This is a genomic window from Microbacterium xerophyticum, from assembly GCF_053543555.1.
The window spans coordinates 348735-363247 of sequence record NZ_JBLVOB010000006.1; the positions used below are offsets into that span (position 1 = coordinate 348735).

The following is a 14513-nucleotide window of genomic DNA, read 5'->3' on the forward strand; positions in this document are numbered from 1 at the left end:
GGCGCGCGCGGCGAGAGTGGGCGGATGCACCACCAGGACCTTCCGCACAGCGGGATCGAGGGCCGCAGAGACTCGATCGAGGATCCCCCTGCCCACCGTGATGTCGTAGGACGCCTGTCCTGTCACGCTGATCGTGGTGGTGCTCATGCCTGTTCTCTCCTCCATGCTGCGATCTCGTCCGCGATGCGATGCATCGGCCGCCGCGACGTGTCGAACGTCACGTCGGCGATCTCCTCGTACCAGCCTCGACGCTGCGCGTATATCTGATTCCAACGTTCCAGCGGGTCGTCGTCGCCTGCAAGGAGCGGGCGCCCGCCGCTGCGGATGCGCTCGGCCACCGCATCAGACGACACCGCGAGGAAGACGACGCGATGACGCCGCAGAAGCTCACGGGTCGCCGCGGAGGTCACGGCGCCCCCACCCACAGAGATCACGCCCCCGTCGCCGAGCGCCTTCGCCACGGCGTCCTTCTCGAGTTCGCGGAAGTGCGCTTCCCCTCGAGATTCGAAGAGTTCGGGGATCGGGCCGTGCTCGGCGGCGATCTGCTTGTCGGTGTCGATGAATCCGACACCCAGTCGCTTGGCGACCTGCCGGCCGACGCTGGTCTTACCCGCGCCCATCGGACCGACGAGCACGAGTGTCAGCGGCTCAGGCGCGCTCATCGTTGGCGATCAGCGCCGCCTCCGAGGCGGGCGCGGTGCGCAGCTCGGCCGGGATCGCGTCGAGGTAGCTCGCGAGATTGCGCGCCGTCTCGCGGATGCTGTCCCCGCCGAACTTCTCGAGCACGGCGTTCGCGAGCTCGACGGCGACCATCGCCTCGGCGACCACACCCGCCGCCGGGACGGCGCACACATCGGAGCGCTGGTGGTGGGCGGTGGCAGCGTCGCCCGTGGCGACGTCGATCGTGCGCAGCGAATGCGGAACGGTCGCGATCGGCTTCATGCCGGCGCGCACGCGCAGCACCGTGCCGGTGGACATCCCGCCCTCCGTGCCGCCTGCGCGGTCGGATCCGCGGGTGATCCCGGCCTCGGCGGCGAAGAGCTCGTCGTGCGCGGCGGAACCGCGACGACGCGTCGTCTCGAATCCGTCGCCCACCTCCACGCCCTTGATGGCCTGGATGCTCATGAGCGCCTGAGCGAGTCGCGCATCGAGACGGCGATCCCAGTGCACGTGCGAGCCGAGTCCTGGCGGAAGGCCGTACGCGAGCACCTCGACGATGCCGCCGAGAGTGTCGCCGTCCTTGCGCGCGTCGTCGACCTCCGCGACCATGGCGGCGGAAGTGGCGGCGTCGAAGCACCGCAGCGGGTCGGCGTCGAGCGCCTCGACGTCGTCGGGTGCGGGCAGCGGACTGCCGTCCGGCACGCGCACCGGGCCGATGGAGAGCGTGTGGCTGACCAGACGGATGCCGAGCTCGCCGAGGAAGGATCGGGCGACGGCGCCGAGCGCCACACGCGCCGCCGTCTCGCGCGCGCTCGCCCGTTCGAGGATGGGACGTGCCTCGTCGAAGTCGTACTTCTGCATGCCGACGAGGTCGGCGTGCCCCGGCCTGGGGCGGGTCAGCGGCGCGGAACGGCCGCGCGACTTGTCGGTGATCTCGACGGGCTCGGGGTTCATGACCTCGATCCACTTGGGCCATTCGGTGTTGCCGATGCGGAGTGCGACCGGACTGCCGAGGGACTTGCCGTGGCGGACCCCGCCCGAGATGGTGAGTTCGTCCTGCTCGAACTTCATGCGTGACCCGCGTCCATAGCCGAGCTTGCGGCGGGCGAGATCCTGCTGGATCGCCTCGGACGAGATCGGGACGCCGGACGGCAGCCCTTCCATGACGGCAATGAGTTCGGGGCCGTGCGATTCGCCGGCCGTGAGCACGCGGAGCATTGCTCCAGTCTCCCATGAGCGAGGACCCTGTTCTCCCCGCATGACACGGAGGTCGGGTCAGGAGGGCGTCTGATCCGTCAGGGCCGTGCGCATCGCGGCCAGAACGGCCGCCTCATCGTCGAGAGTGTCGACCGGATGACCGTGGACGAACACTCGCACCTGTCGCAGCGCCTGGTGCAGCAGCATCGAGATTCCGGAGATGACCTGCTCACCGGGCCATGCGCCGGCCAGGGCCGATGGCCATGGGGAATATGCGACATCGAGCAGTGTGCCTCCGTCGGCGGCGAACGCGGACGCATCCACGAGGACCGAGCCACCGGGAAGCGTGGCGACCGTGACGTCCACCGCGGCGACCTGATCGTCGAACGCGTTCACTTCGACGTCCACGCCGAGCCTCTCCCCCATCGCGCGCAACGTCGTCGCCCGCTCGGGTCGGCGCGCGCGGATGTCGACGCGTTGCGCCCCCATCTCCGCGACCGCGACCAGGGCGGACGCCGCCGTCGCCCCTGCACCGAGTATGCGCGCACGTGCCACGTCGCCGACCTCATGCTCGGCGAACGCGTCGATGATGCCGCCGACGTCCGTGTTGAAGCCCGCAGGCGCGGCGCCGAGCAGGAGCGTGTTCACCGCCCCCGTGAGCTCGGCGTGACGATCGTGCGTCTCGGCCGCGCGGAACGCCTGCTCCTTGAGCGGCATCGTCAGGGAGAGCCCGTGCCACGAATCATCCAGTCCGCGAAGCGCGGCGGAGAAGCCTTCGGCATCGACCTGCCTGCGGCCGTACTCCCAGTCCAGGCCGAGAACGCCGATCGCGGCGCCGTGCAGCGCAGGCGACTTGCTGTGAGAGATCGGATCGCCCCAAACCGCCAGGCGACGGGTGGTCACGGTGTCAGCATCCCTGATCAGGGTTCGCGCGGCACCATTCCTGCCACGTCTCGATCGCGGCCTGATGCTCTTCGTACGTCGTCGAGAACACGGTCTCGCCCGTCTGCAGGTTGATCGTCACGAAGTAGAACCACGGCCCGTCAGCCGGATGCATGGCCGCCTCGATCGCCGCATCGTTCGGGTTCGCGATCGGACCGACGGGCAGCCCGGTGTGAACATAGGTGTTCCACGGGTTGTCGTCGTTCTGCGCCTCTGTCGACGTGCTCACCACGCCGGCGTGGAGCTCGCCGTAGCCGTACTGCGCCGTGGAGTCCATCTGCAGCATCATGCCGTCATCGAGCCGGTTCTGGATGACGCGGGAGACCTTGGCGAAGTCGTCGGTGCGGCCCTCGCGCTGGATGATCGACGCGGTCGTGAGGATCCGCTGCTCGTCGCCGGCCGGCACGCCCGCTGCCGCGAGGGATTCACGGGTGCGATCGACCATGCGCTGGATGATCTGAGTGGCTGTCGCCTCGGGATCGAAGGTGTAGACCGCGGGGAACAGCCAGCCCTCGAGGCTCTGAGCTGCGACGCCGTAGGCAGCGGGATCGGCGACGGCCGCCTGAAGATCCTCCAGCGGAATGCCGAGGCTCTCCGTGATGAGCGGCAGGGACGATTCGAGCGTGCCGCCCTCGGGGATGCCGACGGAGTTCTCCATCTTGTTCGCATCATCCTGCAGAGCGGCGAGGGCGTCCGCTGCGGTCATCTTCTGCTGCAGCTTGTAGACACCCGGATAGAAGGTCACGGCGATGTTCTCATCGACCAGGTAGTTGTAGAAGACGTCTTCCGTCTTCGTGACGCCCGCCTCGTACAGCGCCGTGGAGACCGGGGAACCCGTGTCCCCCTCGCGGATGGTGACGAGCGCCTCGCCGGAGGCGATACCGGGCTCGTAGTCGTCGGGTTCTCCCCAGCCCATGACCTCGTTGATCTTGTCGCCATAGGTGTTCATGACCCAGAAGCCGCCGGCGACGATGCCGCCGATCAGTGCGAGGACGATGATGAGCGCGACGAGACAGCCCGTGCGGCGCTTCTTCCTGCGCGGGGCGTGGCCGTCGGAGTCGTCGTGCTCGGTCGCGAAGAGGTCGTCGAGGGACGCGGGCGACGACGTGGGCACAGGGCGTGTCGCGGAGTCCGGGACCTCCCCACGAGTCGAGGCGTCATCAGCGGGCGACTGCTCTGACTCTGGCCGAGTGGTATCCTCCTTCTCCACGCCTTCCGGCCGGGCTGCCGCGGGCGGAGCATTCTCGGACGGCGCGGTCTCGGAGCGTGCGGCTTCGCGCAGGGCACGGCGCGAACCGGGTGCCGGCGGCGTCGAATCGACCGTCGGAACCTGGTGCTCGGGAGCAGGCAGCTTCGAGAACAGGTCGTCGGAGAGCGAGTTCGAGCCGCGCTCGGGACTCTCACGTTCGGGCATGCTCAAGTGGGCTCCTCGTCGGTCGGCACCACGGAACCGGCCGGGTTGCCGGTGCTCTTCTCCGTGTCGATCGCGTGCTGCAGCAGCACCACAGCCGCGACCTGATCGACAATGCTACGAGAGTTTCGCTGAGTTCTGCCAGATGAGCGCAGCGCGGCATGCGCCGTGACGGTGCTGAGCCGCTCGTCCATGAGGCGCACGGGTACGGCCGTGAGCCGCTGCAGAGCGGCCGCGAACTCACGCGCATCCGCAGTGGAGGGCGTGTCGGCCCCCTGCATGTTCACCGGCAGACCGACGATGAACTCCATCGGCTCGTACTCCGCCGCGATCTCGGCGATGCGTGCCAGAGAATGCTCCGAGCGCGGCACGGTCTCGACGGGAACGGCGAGCATGCCGTCAGGGTCGCAGCGGGATACGCCCACACGCGCCTTGCCGACATCGATGCCGAGCCGCACTCCGCGGCGGAATCCGCTCACGCGCCGCGCAGCTCCTGCGTCACGGCTTCGAGAGCCGCATCCAACGCCGAGGCGTCAGTGCCGCCGCCCTGTGCGACGTCATCACGTCCTCCGCCGCCACCGCCGAGCACGCCGGCGGCCCGCTTCGCGAGTGCGCCCGCCTTCGCACCGGCTGCACGTGCGGCATCGTTGGTCGCCACGACGACGACCGGCCGCCCTGCCGCGACACCGCCGAGCGCGACGACCGCCGCATCGGAGCCGAGCCGTTCGCGCACGCTGAGCGCAAGAGTGCGCACGTCGTCCGCCGACGCGACATCGCCGAGCGAGACCGCTGCGACGCGGTACGCGCCCACGCGCGCAGCCGACTCCGCGATGGCGGGCACCTGCCCCTCGCGCTGCTTGGCCTCGAACTGCGCGATGCGCTTCTCGGCGGTCTTCAGGTTCGCGGCGATCTCGGCGATCCGCTCCGGAAGCTGCTCGCGCGGTGTCTTGAGCGCGCTCGTGAGCTGCGACACGATCGCGCGCTCCGCGGCGAGCTCACGGAAGGCATCCTGGCCGACCAGCGCCTCGATACGGCGGTTGGAGGCGCCGACGGACGACTCGCCCACGACGCTGACCAGACCGATCTCGGCACTGGTGCCGACGTGCGTGCCCGCGCACAGCTCACGCGACCACGGGCCGCCGATGTCGACCATCCGCACGACATCGCCGTACTTCTCGCCGAACAGCGCCATGGCGCCGGCTTCCTTCGCCTCGTCGAGCGACACGATGCGCGTCGTCACCTCGAGCGCGTCCTGCACGGCGCGGTTCGTGATCTCCTCGATCTCGGTGCGCGCATCGGCGGACAGCGCCTGCGACCACGAGAAGTCGAAACGCATGTAACCCGCGCGGTTGAGCGATCCCGCCTGGGTGGCGGTCGGGCCGAGCGTGTCGCGCAAAGCCGCATGCACCAGGTGCGTGGCGGAGTGCGCCTGACGCGCCGCGCGACGGTTGGCCGCGTCGACGACCGTCGTCGCGCGATCGTCGAGCGCGACGCTGCCGCTGACGACCTGCACGGTGTGGCTGATGAGGCCGGCGACCGGCTTCTGCACGTCGAGCACGTCCAGCTCGAACCCGGCGCCCACGATCATGCCCTTGTCGGCGACCTGTCCGCCGGATTCGGCGTACAGGGTCGTCTCGGCGAGGATGACCTCGGCGACCTGACCCTCCCCGGCGGATGTGACCGGCTGGCCGTCGACGAGGATGCCGAGAACACGGGACTCGATGTCGAGTTCGGTGTATCCGGCGAACCCGGTCTCACCGAGGGCTCGGAAGTCGCGGTACACCGAGACGTCGGCGAGCTGTCGTTTGCGACTCTTCGCATCGGCCTTCGCGCGTGCGCGCTGCTCCTGCATCAGGGTGTCGAACGCGCTGCGATCGACGTCGAGTCCGGCTTCCTCGGCGATCTCCAAGGTGAGGTCGATCGGGAACCCGTAGGTGTCGTGCAGCAGGAACGCCTCAGGACCCGCGAGGGTCTGCTTGCCGGACTTCTTGGTGTCGGCGAGTGCGAGGTCGAGGATCGTCGAGCCCTGCGCGAGCGTGCGCAGGAACGTCTCCTCCTCGGCGACGGCCAGACCGGAAAGACGGGTCCACTCGGTCTCGAGCACCGGGTACGCCGTCTTCATGGCGTCACGGGAGGCGGCGAACAGCTCGGGGAACACCGGCGCGTCCACGCCCAGCAGTCGCATCGCGCGCACGGTGCGGCGCATGAGTCGACGAAGCACGTACCCGCGTCCCTCGTTCGACGGCTTCACACCGTCCGAGAGCAGCATCAGCGAGGAGCGCACGTGATCCGCGATGACGCGGAAGCGGACGTCGTCCTCATGGACGGCTCCATAGCGCTTGCCGGACAGTTCGACAGCGCGGTCGAGAACCGGACGGACCTGATCGGTCTCGTACATGTTCGCCACGCCCTGCTTGAGGAAGGCCACCCGCTCCAGGCCCATGCCCGTGTCGATGTTCTTCTTGGGCAGCGGCCCAGCGATGTCGAAGTCCTCCTGCGACCGCACGTCGCTGAGCAGCTCCTGCATGAAGACGAGGTTCCACAGCTCCATGTAGCGGTTGTCATCCGCCGCAGGGCCACCCTCGCGGCCGAATTGGGGACCACGGTCGAAGAAGATCTCCGAGGCGGGGCCGCCGGGGCCCGGCTGGCCGGTGTGCCAGTAGTTGTCGGCACGGCCCAGCCGCTGGATCCGCTCTTCCGGAAGCCCGATCACACGCCGCCAGATGTCTGCGGCCTCGTCGTCGGTCTCGTAGACCGTGACCCAGAAGTCCTTCTCCGCGAAGCCGAGTCCGCCGTCCGCCTCGCTGGTGGTCAGGAGCTCCCACGCGTAGGTGATCGCCCCCTCCTTGAAGTAGTCGCCGAACGACCAGTTGCCGAGCATCTGGAAGAACGTGCCGTGGCGGACCGTCTTGCCGACCTCTTCGATGTCGTTGGTGCGGATGCACTTCTGCACATCGGCCGCACGGGAGTACGGCGCGGGAACCACCCCGGTGAGATACGGGATGAACGGCACCATTCCGGCGATCGTGAACATCACGGTCGGATCGTCGCTCACGAGCGACGCCGACGGCACGATCGTGTGGTCGTTCTTCTCGAAGTAGCTGAGGTAGCGCTGCGCGATGTCCGCAGTTTTCATAGGGGTACGGCTGTCCTTGAGTGAGGAGGAGGAGCATCGCGACGACCGCGACGCAGAACGCGGGTGATCAGCGGTCAGTGGTCATTCGGAGACGGCTCGACGAGACGAGCCTCCTGCGCCCGGTAGGCGTCGCTGAGAACGGTGGTGAACCCGTTGATGCGGGCGTCCACCTCGGCGAGGATATCGTGACCGCGAGGATCCTTGTTCATGAAGTGGGCGGCGACGAATCCACCGATCACACCGATCAGGAACCACAGGAACGTCTTCATGTCGTCATCCTTGCCTTGGGCCGCGAGGCGCGGTCTCTCCATCGTATGCGGAAACGACAGAAGGCGTCGGGATGAACCCGACGCCTTCTGCAGAAATGGTTCGCTGGATCAGCGAGCCGCGTAGTACTCGACGACGAGCTGCACTTCACAGGTCACGGGGACCTCGGCGCGCTTCGGACGACGAAGCAGACGCGCGTGGAGCTTGTCGAGCTCGACCTCGAGGTAGCCGGGAACGGGGGGAAGCACCTCGGCGTGACCGCCGGCTGCTGCCACCTGGAAGGGCTCGGTGCCCTCGCTCTTGGCCTTGACGTGGATGAGCTGACCCGGCTTCACGCGGAACGACGGGCGGTCGACGAGCTGGCCGTCGACGAGGATGTGACGGTGCACGACGAGCTGACGGGCCTGTGCGGTGGTGCGGGCGAAGCCGGCACGCAGCACGAGGGCGTCGAGGCGCATCTCGAGCAGCTCGACCAGGTTCTCACCGGTCAGGCCGTCGTGACGACGTGCCTCGTTGAACGTGTTGCGCATCTGCTTCTCGCGGATGCCGTACTGCTCGCGCAGACGCTGCTTCTCACGCAGACGGACGGCGTAGTCGCTGTCGGTCTTGCGCTTGGTGCGGCCGTGCTCGCCCGGAGCGTAGGGACGCTTCTCGAGGTAGCGCGCGGCCTTCGGGGTGAGTGCCACGCCGAGGGCGCGGGACAGACGGACCTTGCGGCGGTCCTGGGACTTCGTGACCACGAAGTTTTCCTTCCGATGACGTGGACGTGTCTTTCACGCCTCACGGACGTATCTCCGCTGTTCTGCCTTCGGGCGCACGCCGGGGCGCCGTGAAGGTGGGGTGTGAACGAGGGGATGCCCGAAAACTGTGTTTCGAGCCGCTCAAGTCTAACAGATCGCGATCCGCGCCCTCGGCGAGGCCGGTACCGGGGTTCAGCGATCGTCGAGGATGCGCCGGATCCGCTCGAGCCTGGCCGAGACGTCGCGCTCGGCTCCGAGCTGCTTGGGCGCGTAATAGCGACGGCCGACGAGCTCATCGGGAAGATACTGCTGCGGCACGATGCCGTACTCGTTGTCGTGCGGGAAGACATAGCCCTTGCCGTGGCCGAGCCGCTTGGCGCCCGCGTAGTGCGCGTCGCGAAGGTGCACGGGTACGCGGCCGAAGTTGCCCGCACGGACGTCGGCGATCGCCGCGTTGATGGCATCGTACGATGCGTTCGACTTCGCGGTGGTGGCGAGGTAGACGGTCGCCTCCGCAAGGGGGATGCGCCCCTCCGGCATACCGATGAACGCCACCGCATCGGCGGCTGCCGTGGCGATGACCAGTCCTTGCGGGTCGGCCAACCCGATGTCCTCGGATGCCGAGATCACGAGGCGACGCGCGATGAAGCGCGGGTCCTCCCCCGCCTCGATCATGCGGGCGAGATAGTGCAGGGCCGCATCGACGTCGGAGCCGCGGATCGACTTGATGAACGCGCTGATCACGTCGTAGTGCTCGTCGCCCTGGCGGTCGTACCGCAGCAGCGCGCGGTCGACCGCCTGAGCCACATCGTCCGCCGTGATCGATGCGACCTCCGACTCCTCATCCGAGGCACCGGACATCGCGACCGCGGCCGCGGCTTCGAGACCCGTCAAAGCCCGGCGTGCGTCACCCGAGGCCAGCCGCACCAACGCCGACCGGGCGGCCTCGTCGATCGCGACGGTGCCGTTCAGCCCGCGGGCGTCGGTGAGAGCGCGGTCGATCAGCAGGGCGATGTCGTCGTCGGTGAGCGGTTGCAGAGTGAGCAGGAGCGACCGCGAGAGCAACGGGGAGATCACGGAGAAGGACGGATTCTCCGTCGTCGCGGCGATCAGGATGACCCACCCGTTCTCGACGCCGGGCAGCAGTGCGTCCTGCTGCGCCTTCGTGAAGCGGTGGATCTCGTCCAGGAAGAGGATCGTCGTCTGCCCGTACAGGTCGCGCTGGGTTATCGCCTCCTGCATCACCTCGCGCACGTCCTTCACTCCGGCGGTGATGGCCGAGAGCTCGACGAAGCGACGGCCGGATGAGCGCGCGATGGCCTGCGCGAGCGTGGTCTTCCCTGTGCCGGGCGGGCCCCAGAGGATGATCGACACGGCACCGGGTGACGTCGCCGCCGGATCCGCCAGTGCGACGATCGGCGATCCTGCACGGAGCAGATGCTGTTGTCCCGCGACCTCATCCAGCGACACGGGACGCATGCGCACGGCGAGCGGCGTCTGTCCCGAGAGCAGAGGTGCGGAGGTCATCCGTCCAGGCTAATGCGACGCACCGACAAAGCCCGCCACGATAAGCTCGCAGACGGCGCCGGGCGAGGCGTCGAAGGAGGAGTCAATGGCCGCTCGCGGACCGAAGAACGCACAGCGCTCACGCGCCGAAGTCGAGCGCGCACGCCTGTACGCGGCGCGTACGGCGTGGCACGACGGCCAGATCCGACGGCGCACGCGTGACAACCTGATCGCCGGCATCGTCGGCGGGCTTCTCGTCGTCGGCGCCATCGCCAGTCAATCCGTGCACGCCGCCGTCACCGCGCCGGCGCCGGAGCCGACCGAGTCAGGGGCTCCCACCGGGCCGCTCGAGAATCCTTTCGCCGACCTGTTCTCCGACCAGGCGCCCGCCGAGTAGACGGCACCTCACGCGGCCGTGATCCCGATGTGAGGGATTCGCTTCAGAGTCGTAACGATCGCGGCCTCTCCCGGAAACGACGGTGAGCCACGCTGGGTCCAAGCCCAGCATCTGTGCTCATCCGATACGTCCGTGGAGGTTGCCAGTGTCCTACGTCAAACCCGCCGAGCTCGTGACCAGAATGGTCGATGCCGGCGCATACAAGATGCAGCTGTCTGCTCGCGACACGCTCATCCGTGCCTTCATGGGCGCTGCGCTGCTCACGATGGCTGCCGCGTTCGCGGTGACCGTCTCGACCAACACGGGCCAGCCGTTGCTCGGCGCCGTGCTGTTCCCGGTGGGTTTCGTGATCCTCTACCTCTTCGGTTTCGATCTGCTCACTGGCGTGTTCACGCTGACTCCGCTCGCCGTGCTCGACAAGCGACCAGGGGCGACAGTGGGTGCGATGTTCCGCAACTGGGGCCTGGTGTTCCTCGGCAACTTCGGTGGCGCGTTCATGGTCGCGATCCTCATGGCGATCTACTTCACCTACGGCTTCTCCACCGAGCCCAGCGCGGTGGGACAGGCGATCGGCGAGATCGGCCACGGGCGCACCGTCGGATACGCGGACCACGGAGCCGCCGGCATGCTGACCCTGTTCATCCGCGGAGTGCTGTGCAACTGGATGGTCTCCACCGGCGTCGTGCTCTCGATGGTGTCCGACAACGTCGTCGCGAAGATCCTCGCGATGTGGCTGCCGATCATGCTGTTCTTCTACATGGGCTTCGAGCACTCGATCGTGAACATGTTCCTGTTCCCCTCCGGGCTGCTGCTGGGCGCGGACTTCACGATCATGGACTACCTGATCTGGAACGAGATCCCGACGGTGATCGGGAACCTCGTCGGAGGTCTGCTCTTCGTCGGCCTCCCCCTCTTCATCACGTACGGTCGCACATCCGCTCGCCGCAGCCGTGGCGTTCGGCCGCGCGCCACGCAGAGCGCGCCGGCGGCAGCGCCGTCCGCCGCCGGACAGTCCGCGTCCAGGCCGATCGTCCAGCCGGTGTTCGCCGCCGGAGACCCGACAGAGCGCGAACCCGTCAGCATCGGCTGATGACGGACCCAGAACGCCCCGATGAGACCGAAGCTCATCGGGGCGTTCTGCTGTGCTCGTGCCGCCCGGCACCGCCGCGACGGTCAGCGGGCAGCGTGGAAGCGGTCGACGACGACCTGCGCGATACGCGGATCGGGCGCGAGCGGAACGCTGACGACGTCCGCACCGGACGCCGCGACCAGCCCGGCGAAGAATCCGGGAGCCAGCACGTGGCTGGCCGCGATCACGCGCGCGGCTCCCGCTCGACGCGCATCCACGACGGCGTCAGGGATGCGCGGAGCGGACGCGGAGGCGTATCCGACGGTGACGGGCGCGGGAAGCATCGGTCGCAGCCTGGCGGCCACGGCCTCCACATCCGTCATCGCTGCCGGATCGCTCGATCCCGCAGCGGCGAGGACGACGTGGTCACCCGGCAGCCATCCTCCGGGCAGCGCGGAGATGACCCGGTCGAAGAGGACGTCCGCGATGAGAGGATGCGTGCCCAGCGGCGCCGATTGGCGAGCACCGTCGTGCGCGGCCACGGCCAGGGAGATGTCGACGGCGGTGTGGTAGCCGACCGACAGCAGCAGCGGCACGACGACCACGTCATCACGCGGCGCTTCCCGCGCGATGACCTCATCGATCTGAGGCTGCTCCACATCCACCACGGCCGCCACGACCCTCACCGCCGGCAGCAACGACCTGACATCGTCGATCAGCCGGCGAACGGCATCCTGGCCGGCACGATCATTCGTGCCGTGCGAGCAGGCGATGAGCGTTGTCACGCGGGATCCTCCACAGCGAGGCGGTAGCCCCTCTTCACGACGGTTCTGATGACGTCCACGCCTCCGAGAGCCTCCCGCACGCGGGCGACGGCCATCTCGACGGCATGCGCGTTGCGTCCGGTGCGCGGCAGCGCCGTGGCGATCTCGTCCCTTGACAGCACGCGTCCGCCGGCGTCGAAGAGCGCGCCGAGCAGGCCTGCCCCTGCGCGGGAGAGCGCGATGAAGTCACCGTCGATCACGACGCCGCCGCTGCGCATCGACATGACCCCGACCGACGTCGTCAGCGCCGGCGCTGCTCCCCCGCTGCCGTAATGGCCGATCACGCACCTCGCGAGAGAGCCGAGCCGTCCGCGGTCGGCGATCGTCTGCGCGAGTCCGTGCTCGCGAAGGGGCGCAGCGGTGATCGGACCGACCGTCGCGAGCAGAAGCCTTCCGGTGGCCGCGCGTCGGCGGATGCCGTCCAGCGCATCAAGTCGCTCTGCCGCCCGAAGCCACTCGGCAGCGCCGGGCGCCGAGGTGAAGAGCACGGCATCCGCCTCACCAGCGGCGGCATACCCGACCGAACGCTCCACGAGCTGCGGATCGACGGGGGGCCCCCAGCGGTAGACCGTGAGGCTCACCACCTCAGCGCCGGCCCCGGAGAGCAGTTCGTCCAGCCCGTCAGCGCCCGCACCGTGATGCTGCACCGCGATGCGCTTGCCCGCGAGTGACGATGAGAGCAGATACTCCCCCACCTCGCGCGCCGTCTCCGATTCGGCGACCCAGTCCGCGACGAACCCGGCCTGCTGGATCGCGCCGTGCGCTTTGGGGCCTCTCGCGATGAACTGCGCCGTGCGCAACGCGTCGGCGAGCTCTTGCGCGAGGTCGTGCTCGTGCGCGGCGTCCATCCAGCCGCGCAGCCCCACGCCGGTCGTGACGACCACGATGTCTGGCGGCCGCTTCACCAGTTCACGCGTGCGACGGATGAGCTCCTCGTCATCGGCGTTGGGCACGATGCTCAATGCCGGCGCGCGGCAGATCTGCGCGCCCCGGCGTTCCAGAGCGCTCGCCAGATCACCCGCCCGGCGATCGGCGGCGATGACGATCATGCAGCCGGCGAGTGCGGCATCCAGAATGCTCCGCGAACCCACCTATCGCACTCTCCCCGCCTGGTGGTCGCCGCGCCGGGCCGTCTCCGGCATGAGCAGACCCGCCCTTGCCACATCACCGAACACGATGACGGCCGGGTTCTGCACACCGATGGCACCGGCGTGGGCCACCACATCTCCCAGGGTGCTGCGCGTCGTGCGCTGCCGCGGGGTGTGGCCGTTCTCTATGATCGCGACCGGCAGATCGCTGCTGATCCCGTGCGAGAGTGCCGACCGCACCACCTCGGGCAGTGCCGCGACCCCCATGAGCATCGCCGTCGTCACCTCGGGGTCGGCGAGGGCTCGCAGCGTGGTGGCCGAGACCTCGCCCTGCCCGTTCACGATGTGCAGGGCGGACGCCGTGCCCCGGTGCGTCACCGGGATGCCGGCGGCCTGGGGCACCGACAGCGCGCTGGAGACGCCCGGTGTGACCTCAACGGGAATGCCTGCCCGCTGACAGGCGATCACCTCTTCGCCGCCGCGGCCGTACAGGAAGGGATCACCGCCCTTCAGACGGACGACGCGCTTTCCCGCGTGCGCGTGCGCGACGAGCAGGTCGTTGATCTCCTCCTGCGGCACGGGATGGTGATGAGGACGCTTGCCCACGTCGATCACGAGCACATCCGGATCGAGCTCCGCGATCACGGCATCCGACGGACCGAGACGGTCGGCGATCACGACGTCGGCTTCGGCGAGCAGCCGCCGCGCCCGCACCGTCATGAGGTCGACGGGTCCAGGACCCCCTCCGATGAGATCGACGCGCCCTGTGCCGCCCGTGCGGCGTCTGCGCAACGGGAAAAGGCCGGAGGTCAGCATCCCCTCGATCGCCGTGCGCACGCCGGCGGCTCGGCGAGGATCGACGCCCACCTCGCTCGACACGCCCACGACCACGTCGCCGGAGGTCGTCTGGGCGGTCATGCGTGCACTGCCGTGCGCACCGTCCGAGGCGTTGACGCAGAAGATGCGGCGCTGCTCGCACAGCGCGACGACCTCTCGATCGACTGCGGCATCGCCGGTCGCGCAGTGCACGAGCCATGCGCCGTCCAGGTCGTCCGCGATGAAGCGGCGCGGAACCCACTCGACTGCACCCTCCGTGTCCGATCCTGCCCTGTGCGAGTCGATCAGCGCTCGCATGGGAGGCGCGAGCTCCGGGGCCACGACGGCGACCAGCGCACCGTCAGCGAGGAAGCGTGCGAGACGCCGAGCGGCCACCGCCCCGCCGCCGACGAGCACCACGCGGCGTCCGGTCAGTGACAATCCGAGCATCGTGGTCATG

14 protein-coding genes and 1 pseudogene are annotated in these 14513 nt (G+C 68.8%); 2 read left to right on the plus strand and 13 right to left on the minus strand.

The window, feature by feature from the left end; all coding sequences use genetic code 11:
• From ACNPNP_RS08305 to ACNPNP_RS08350, 10 genes and pseudogenes are all read right to left on the minus strand, one after another.
• Positions 1–147: pseudogene (locus ACNPNP_RS08305) on the minus strand (3-dehydroquinate synthase); the annotation flags it as partial.
• Positions 144–662 carry a shikimate kinase gene (locus ACNPNP_RS08310; RefSeq protein WP_448965575.1) on the minus strand — a complete coding sequence of 173 codons (519 nt, stop codon included), beginning with the start codon at positions 660–662 and terminating at the stop codon, positions 144–146. The pseudogene ACNPNP_RS08305 and the gene ACNPNP_RS08310, both read right to left, overlap by 4 nt.
• A complete protein-coding gene (gene aroC, locus ACNPNP_RS08315; protein WP_448965576.1) occupies positions 649–1878 on the minus strand; it encodes a chorismate synthase in 1230 nt (409 codons plus the stop codon). The genes ACNPNP_RS08310 and aroC overlap by 14 nt, the downstream gene beginning before the upstream one ends.
• Before the next feature lie 57 nt (positions 1879–1935).
• Positions 1936–2760 carry a shikimate dehydrogenase family protein gene (locus tag ACNPNP_RS08320; RefSeq protein WP_448965577.1) on the minus strand — a complete coding sequence of 275 codons (825 nt, stop codon included), beginning with the start codon at positions 2758–2760 and terminating at the stop codon, positions 1936–1938.
• A gap of 4 nt (positions 2761–2764) precedes the next feature.
• Complete coding sequence (mltG, locus tag ACNPNP_RS08325; protein WP_448966148.1) at positions 2765–4213, minus strand: endolytic transglycosylase MltG; 1449 nt, start codon at positions 4211–4213, stop codon at positions 2765–2767.
• 2 nt (positions 4214–4215) lie between these two features.
• Positions 4216–4689, minus strand: coding sequence for a Holliday junction resolvase RuvX (gene ruvX / locus ACNPNP_RS08330; protein ID WP_448965578.1), 474 nt, complete (start codon positions 4687–4689; stop codon positions 4216–4218).
• Positions 4686–7346, minus strand: coding sequence for an alanine--tRNA ligase (gene alaS, locus ACNPNP_RS08335; RefSeq protein ID WP_448965579.1), 2661 nt, complete (start codon positions 7344–7346; stop codon positions 4686–4688). Before alaS ends, ruvX begins: the two co-directional genes overlap by 4 nt.
• Positions 7347–7420: 74 nt before the next feature.
• Positions 7421–7615: a hypothetical protein gene (locus ACNPNP_RS08340; protein WP_448965580.1), complete on the minus strand. Its 195-nt coding sequence runs from the start codon at positions 7613–7615 to the stop codon at positions 7421–7423.
• A gap of 108 nt (positions 7616–7723) precedes the next feature.
• Positions 7724–8353 carry a 30S ribosomal protein S4 gene (rpsD, locus tag ACNPNP_RS08345; protein WP_033107089.1) on the minus strand — a complete coding sequence of 210 codons (630 nt, stop codon included), beginning with the start codon at positions 8351–8353 and terminating at the stop codon, positions 7724–7726.
• 192 nt (positions 8354–8545) lie between these two features.
• Entirely contained in the window at positions 8546–9880 is a 1335-nt protein-coding gene (locus ACNPNP_RS08350) for a replication-associated recombination protein A (RefSeq protein WP_448965581.1), read from the minus strand.
• Between the two features lie 85 nt (positions 9881–9965).
• Here ACNPNP_RS08350 and ACNPNP_RS08355 point away from each other — a divergent pair, with 85 nt between their 5' ends.
• Positions 9966–10256 carry a hypothetical protein gene (locus tag ACNPNP_RS08355; protein ID WP_448965582.1) on the plus strand — a complete coding sequence of 97 codons (291 nt, stop codon included), beginning with the start codon at positions 9966–9968 and terminating at the stop codon, positions 10254–10256.
• A gap of 145 nt (positions 10257–10401) precedes the next feature.
• Positions 10402–11346: a formate/nitrite transporter family protein gene (locus ACNPNP_RS08360; RefSeq protein ID WP_448965583.1), complete on the plus strand. Its 945-nt coding sequence runs from the start codon at positions 10402–10404 to the stop codon at positions 11344–11346.
• 83 nt (positions 11347–11429) lie between these two features.
• Here ACNPNP_RS08360 and ACNPNP_RS08365 read toward each other — a convergent pair whose 3' ends face one another.
• From ACNPNP_RS08365 to cobA, 3 genes are read right to left on the minus strand one after another with little or no spacing between them, the layout of a single operon-like run.
• Positions 11430–12110 (minus strand): sirohydrochlorin chelatase, encoded by a 681-nt coding sequence (locus ACNPNP_RS08365; protein ID WP_448965584.1) that lies wholly within the window; start codon positions 12108–12110, stop codon positions 11430–11432.
• Positions 12107–13198, minus strand: a complete 1092-nt coding sequence (locus ACNPNP_RS08370; RefSeq protein WP_448966149.1) for a uroporphyrinogen-III synthase — start codon at positions 13196–13198, stop codon at positions 12107–12109. Before ACNPNP_RS08370 ends, ACNPNP_RS08365 begins: the two co-directional genes overlap by 4 nt.
• A 42-nt stretch (positions 13199–13240) precedes the next feature.
• The gene (gene cobA, locus ACNPNP_RS08375; protein ID WP_448965585.1) at positions 13241–14512 is read right to left on the minus strand and encodes a uroporphyrinogen-III C-methyltransferase; all 1272 of its coding nucleotides are present in this window, start codon (positions 14510–14512) and stop codon (positions 13241–13243) included.
• Position 14513: the final 1 nt, after the last annotated feature.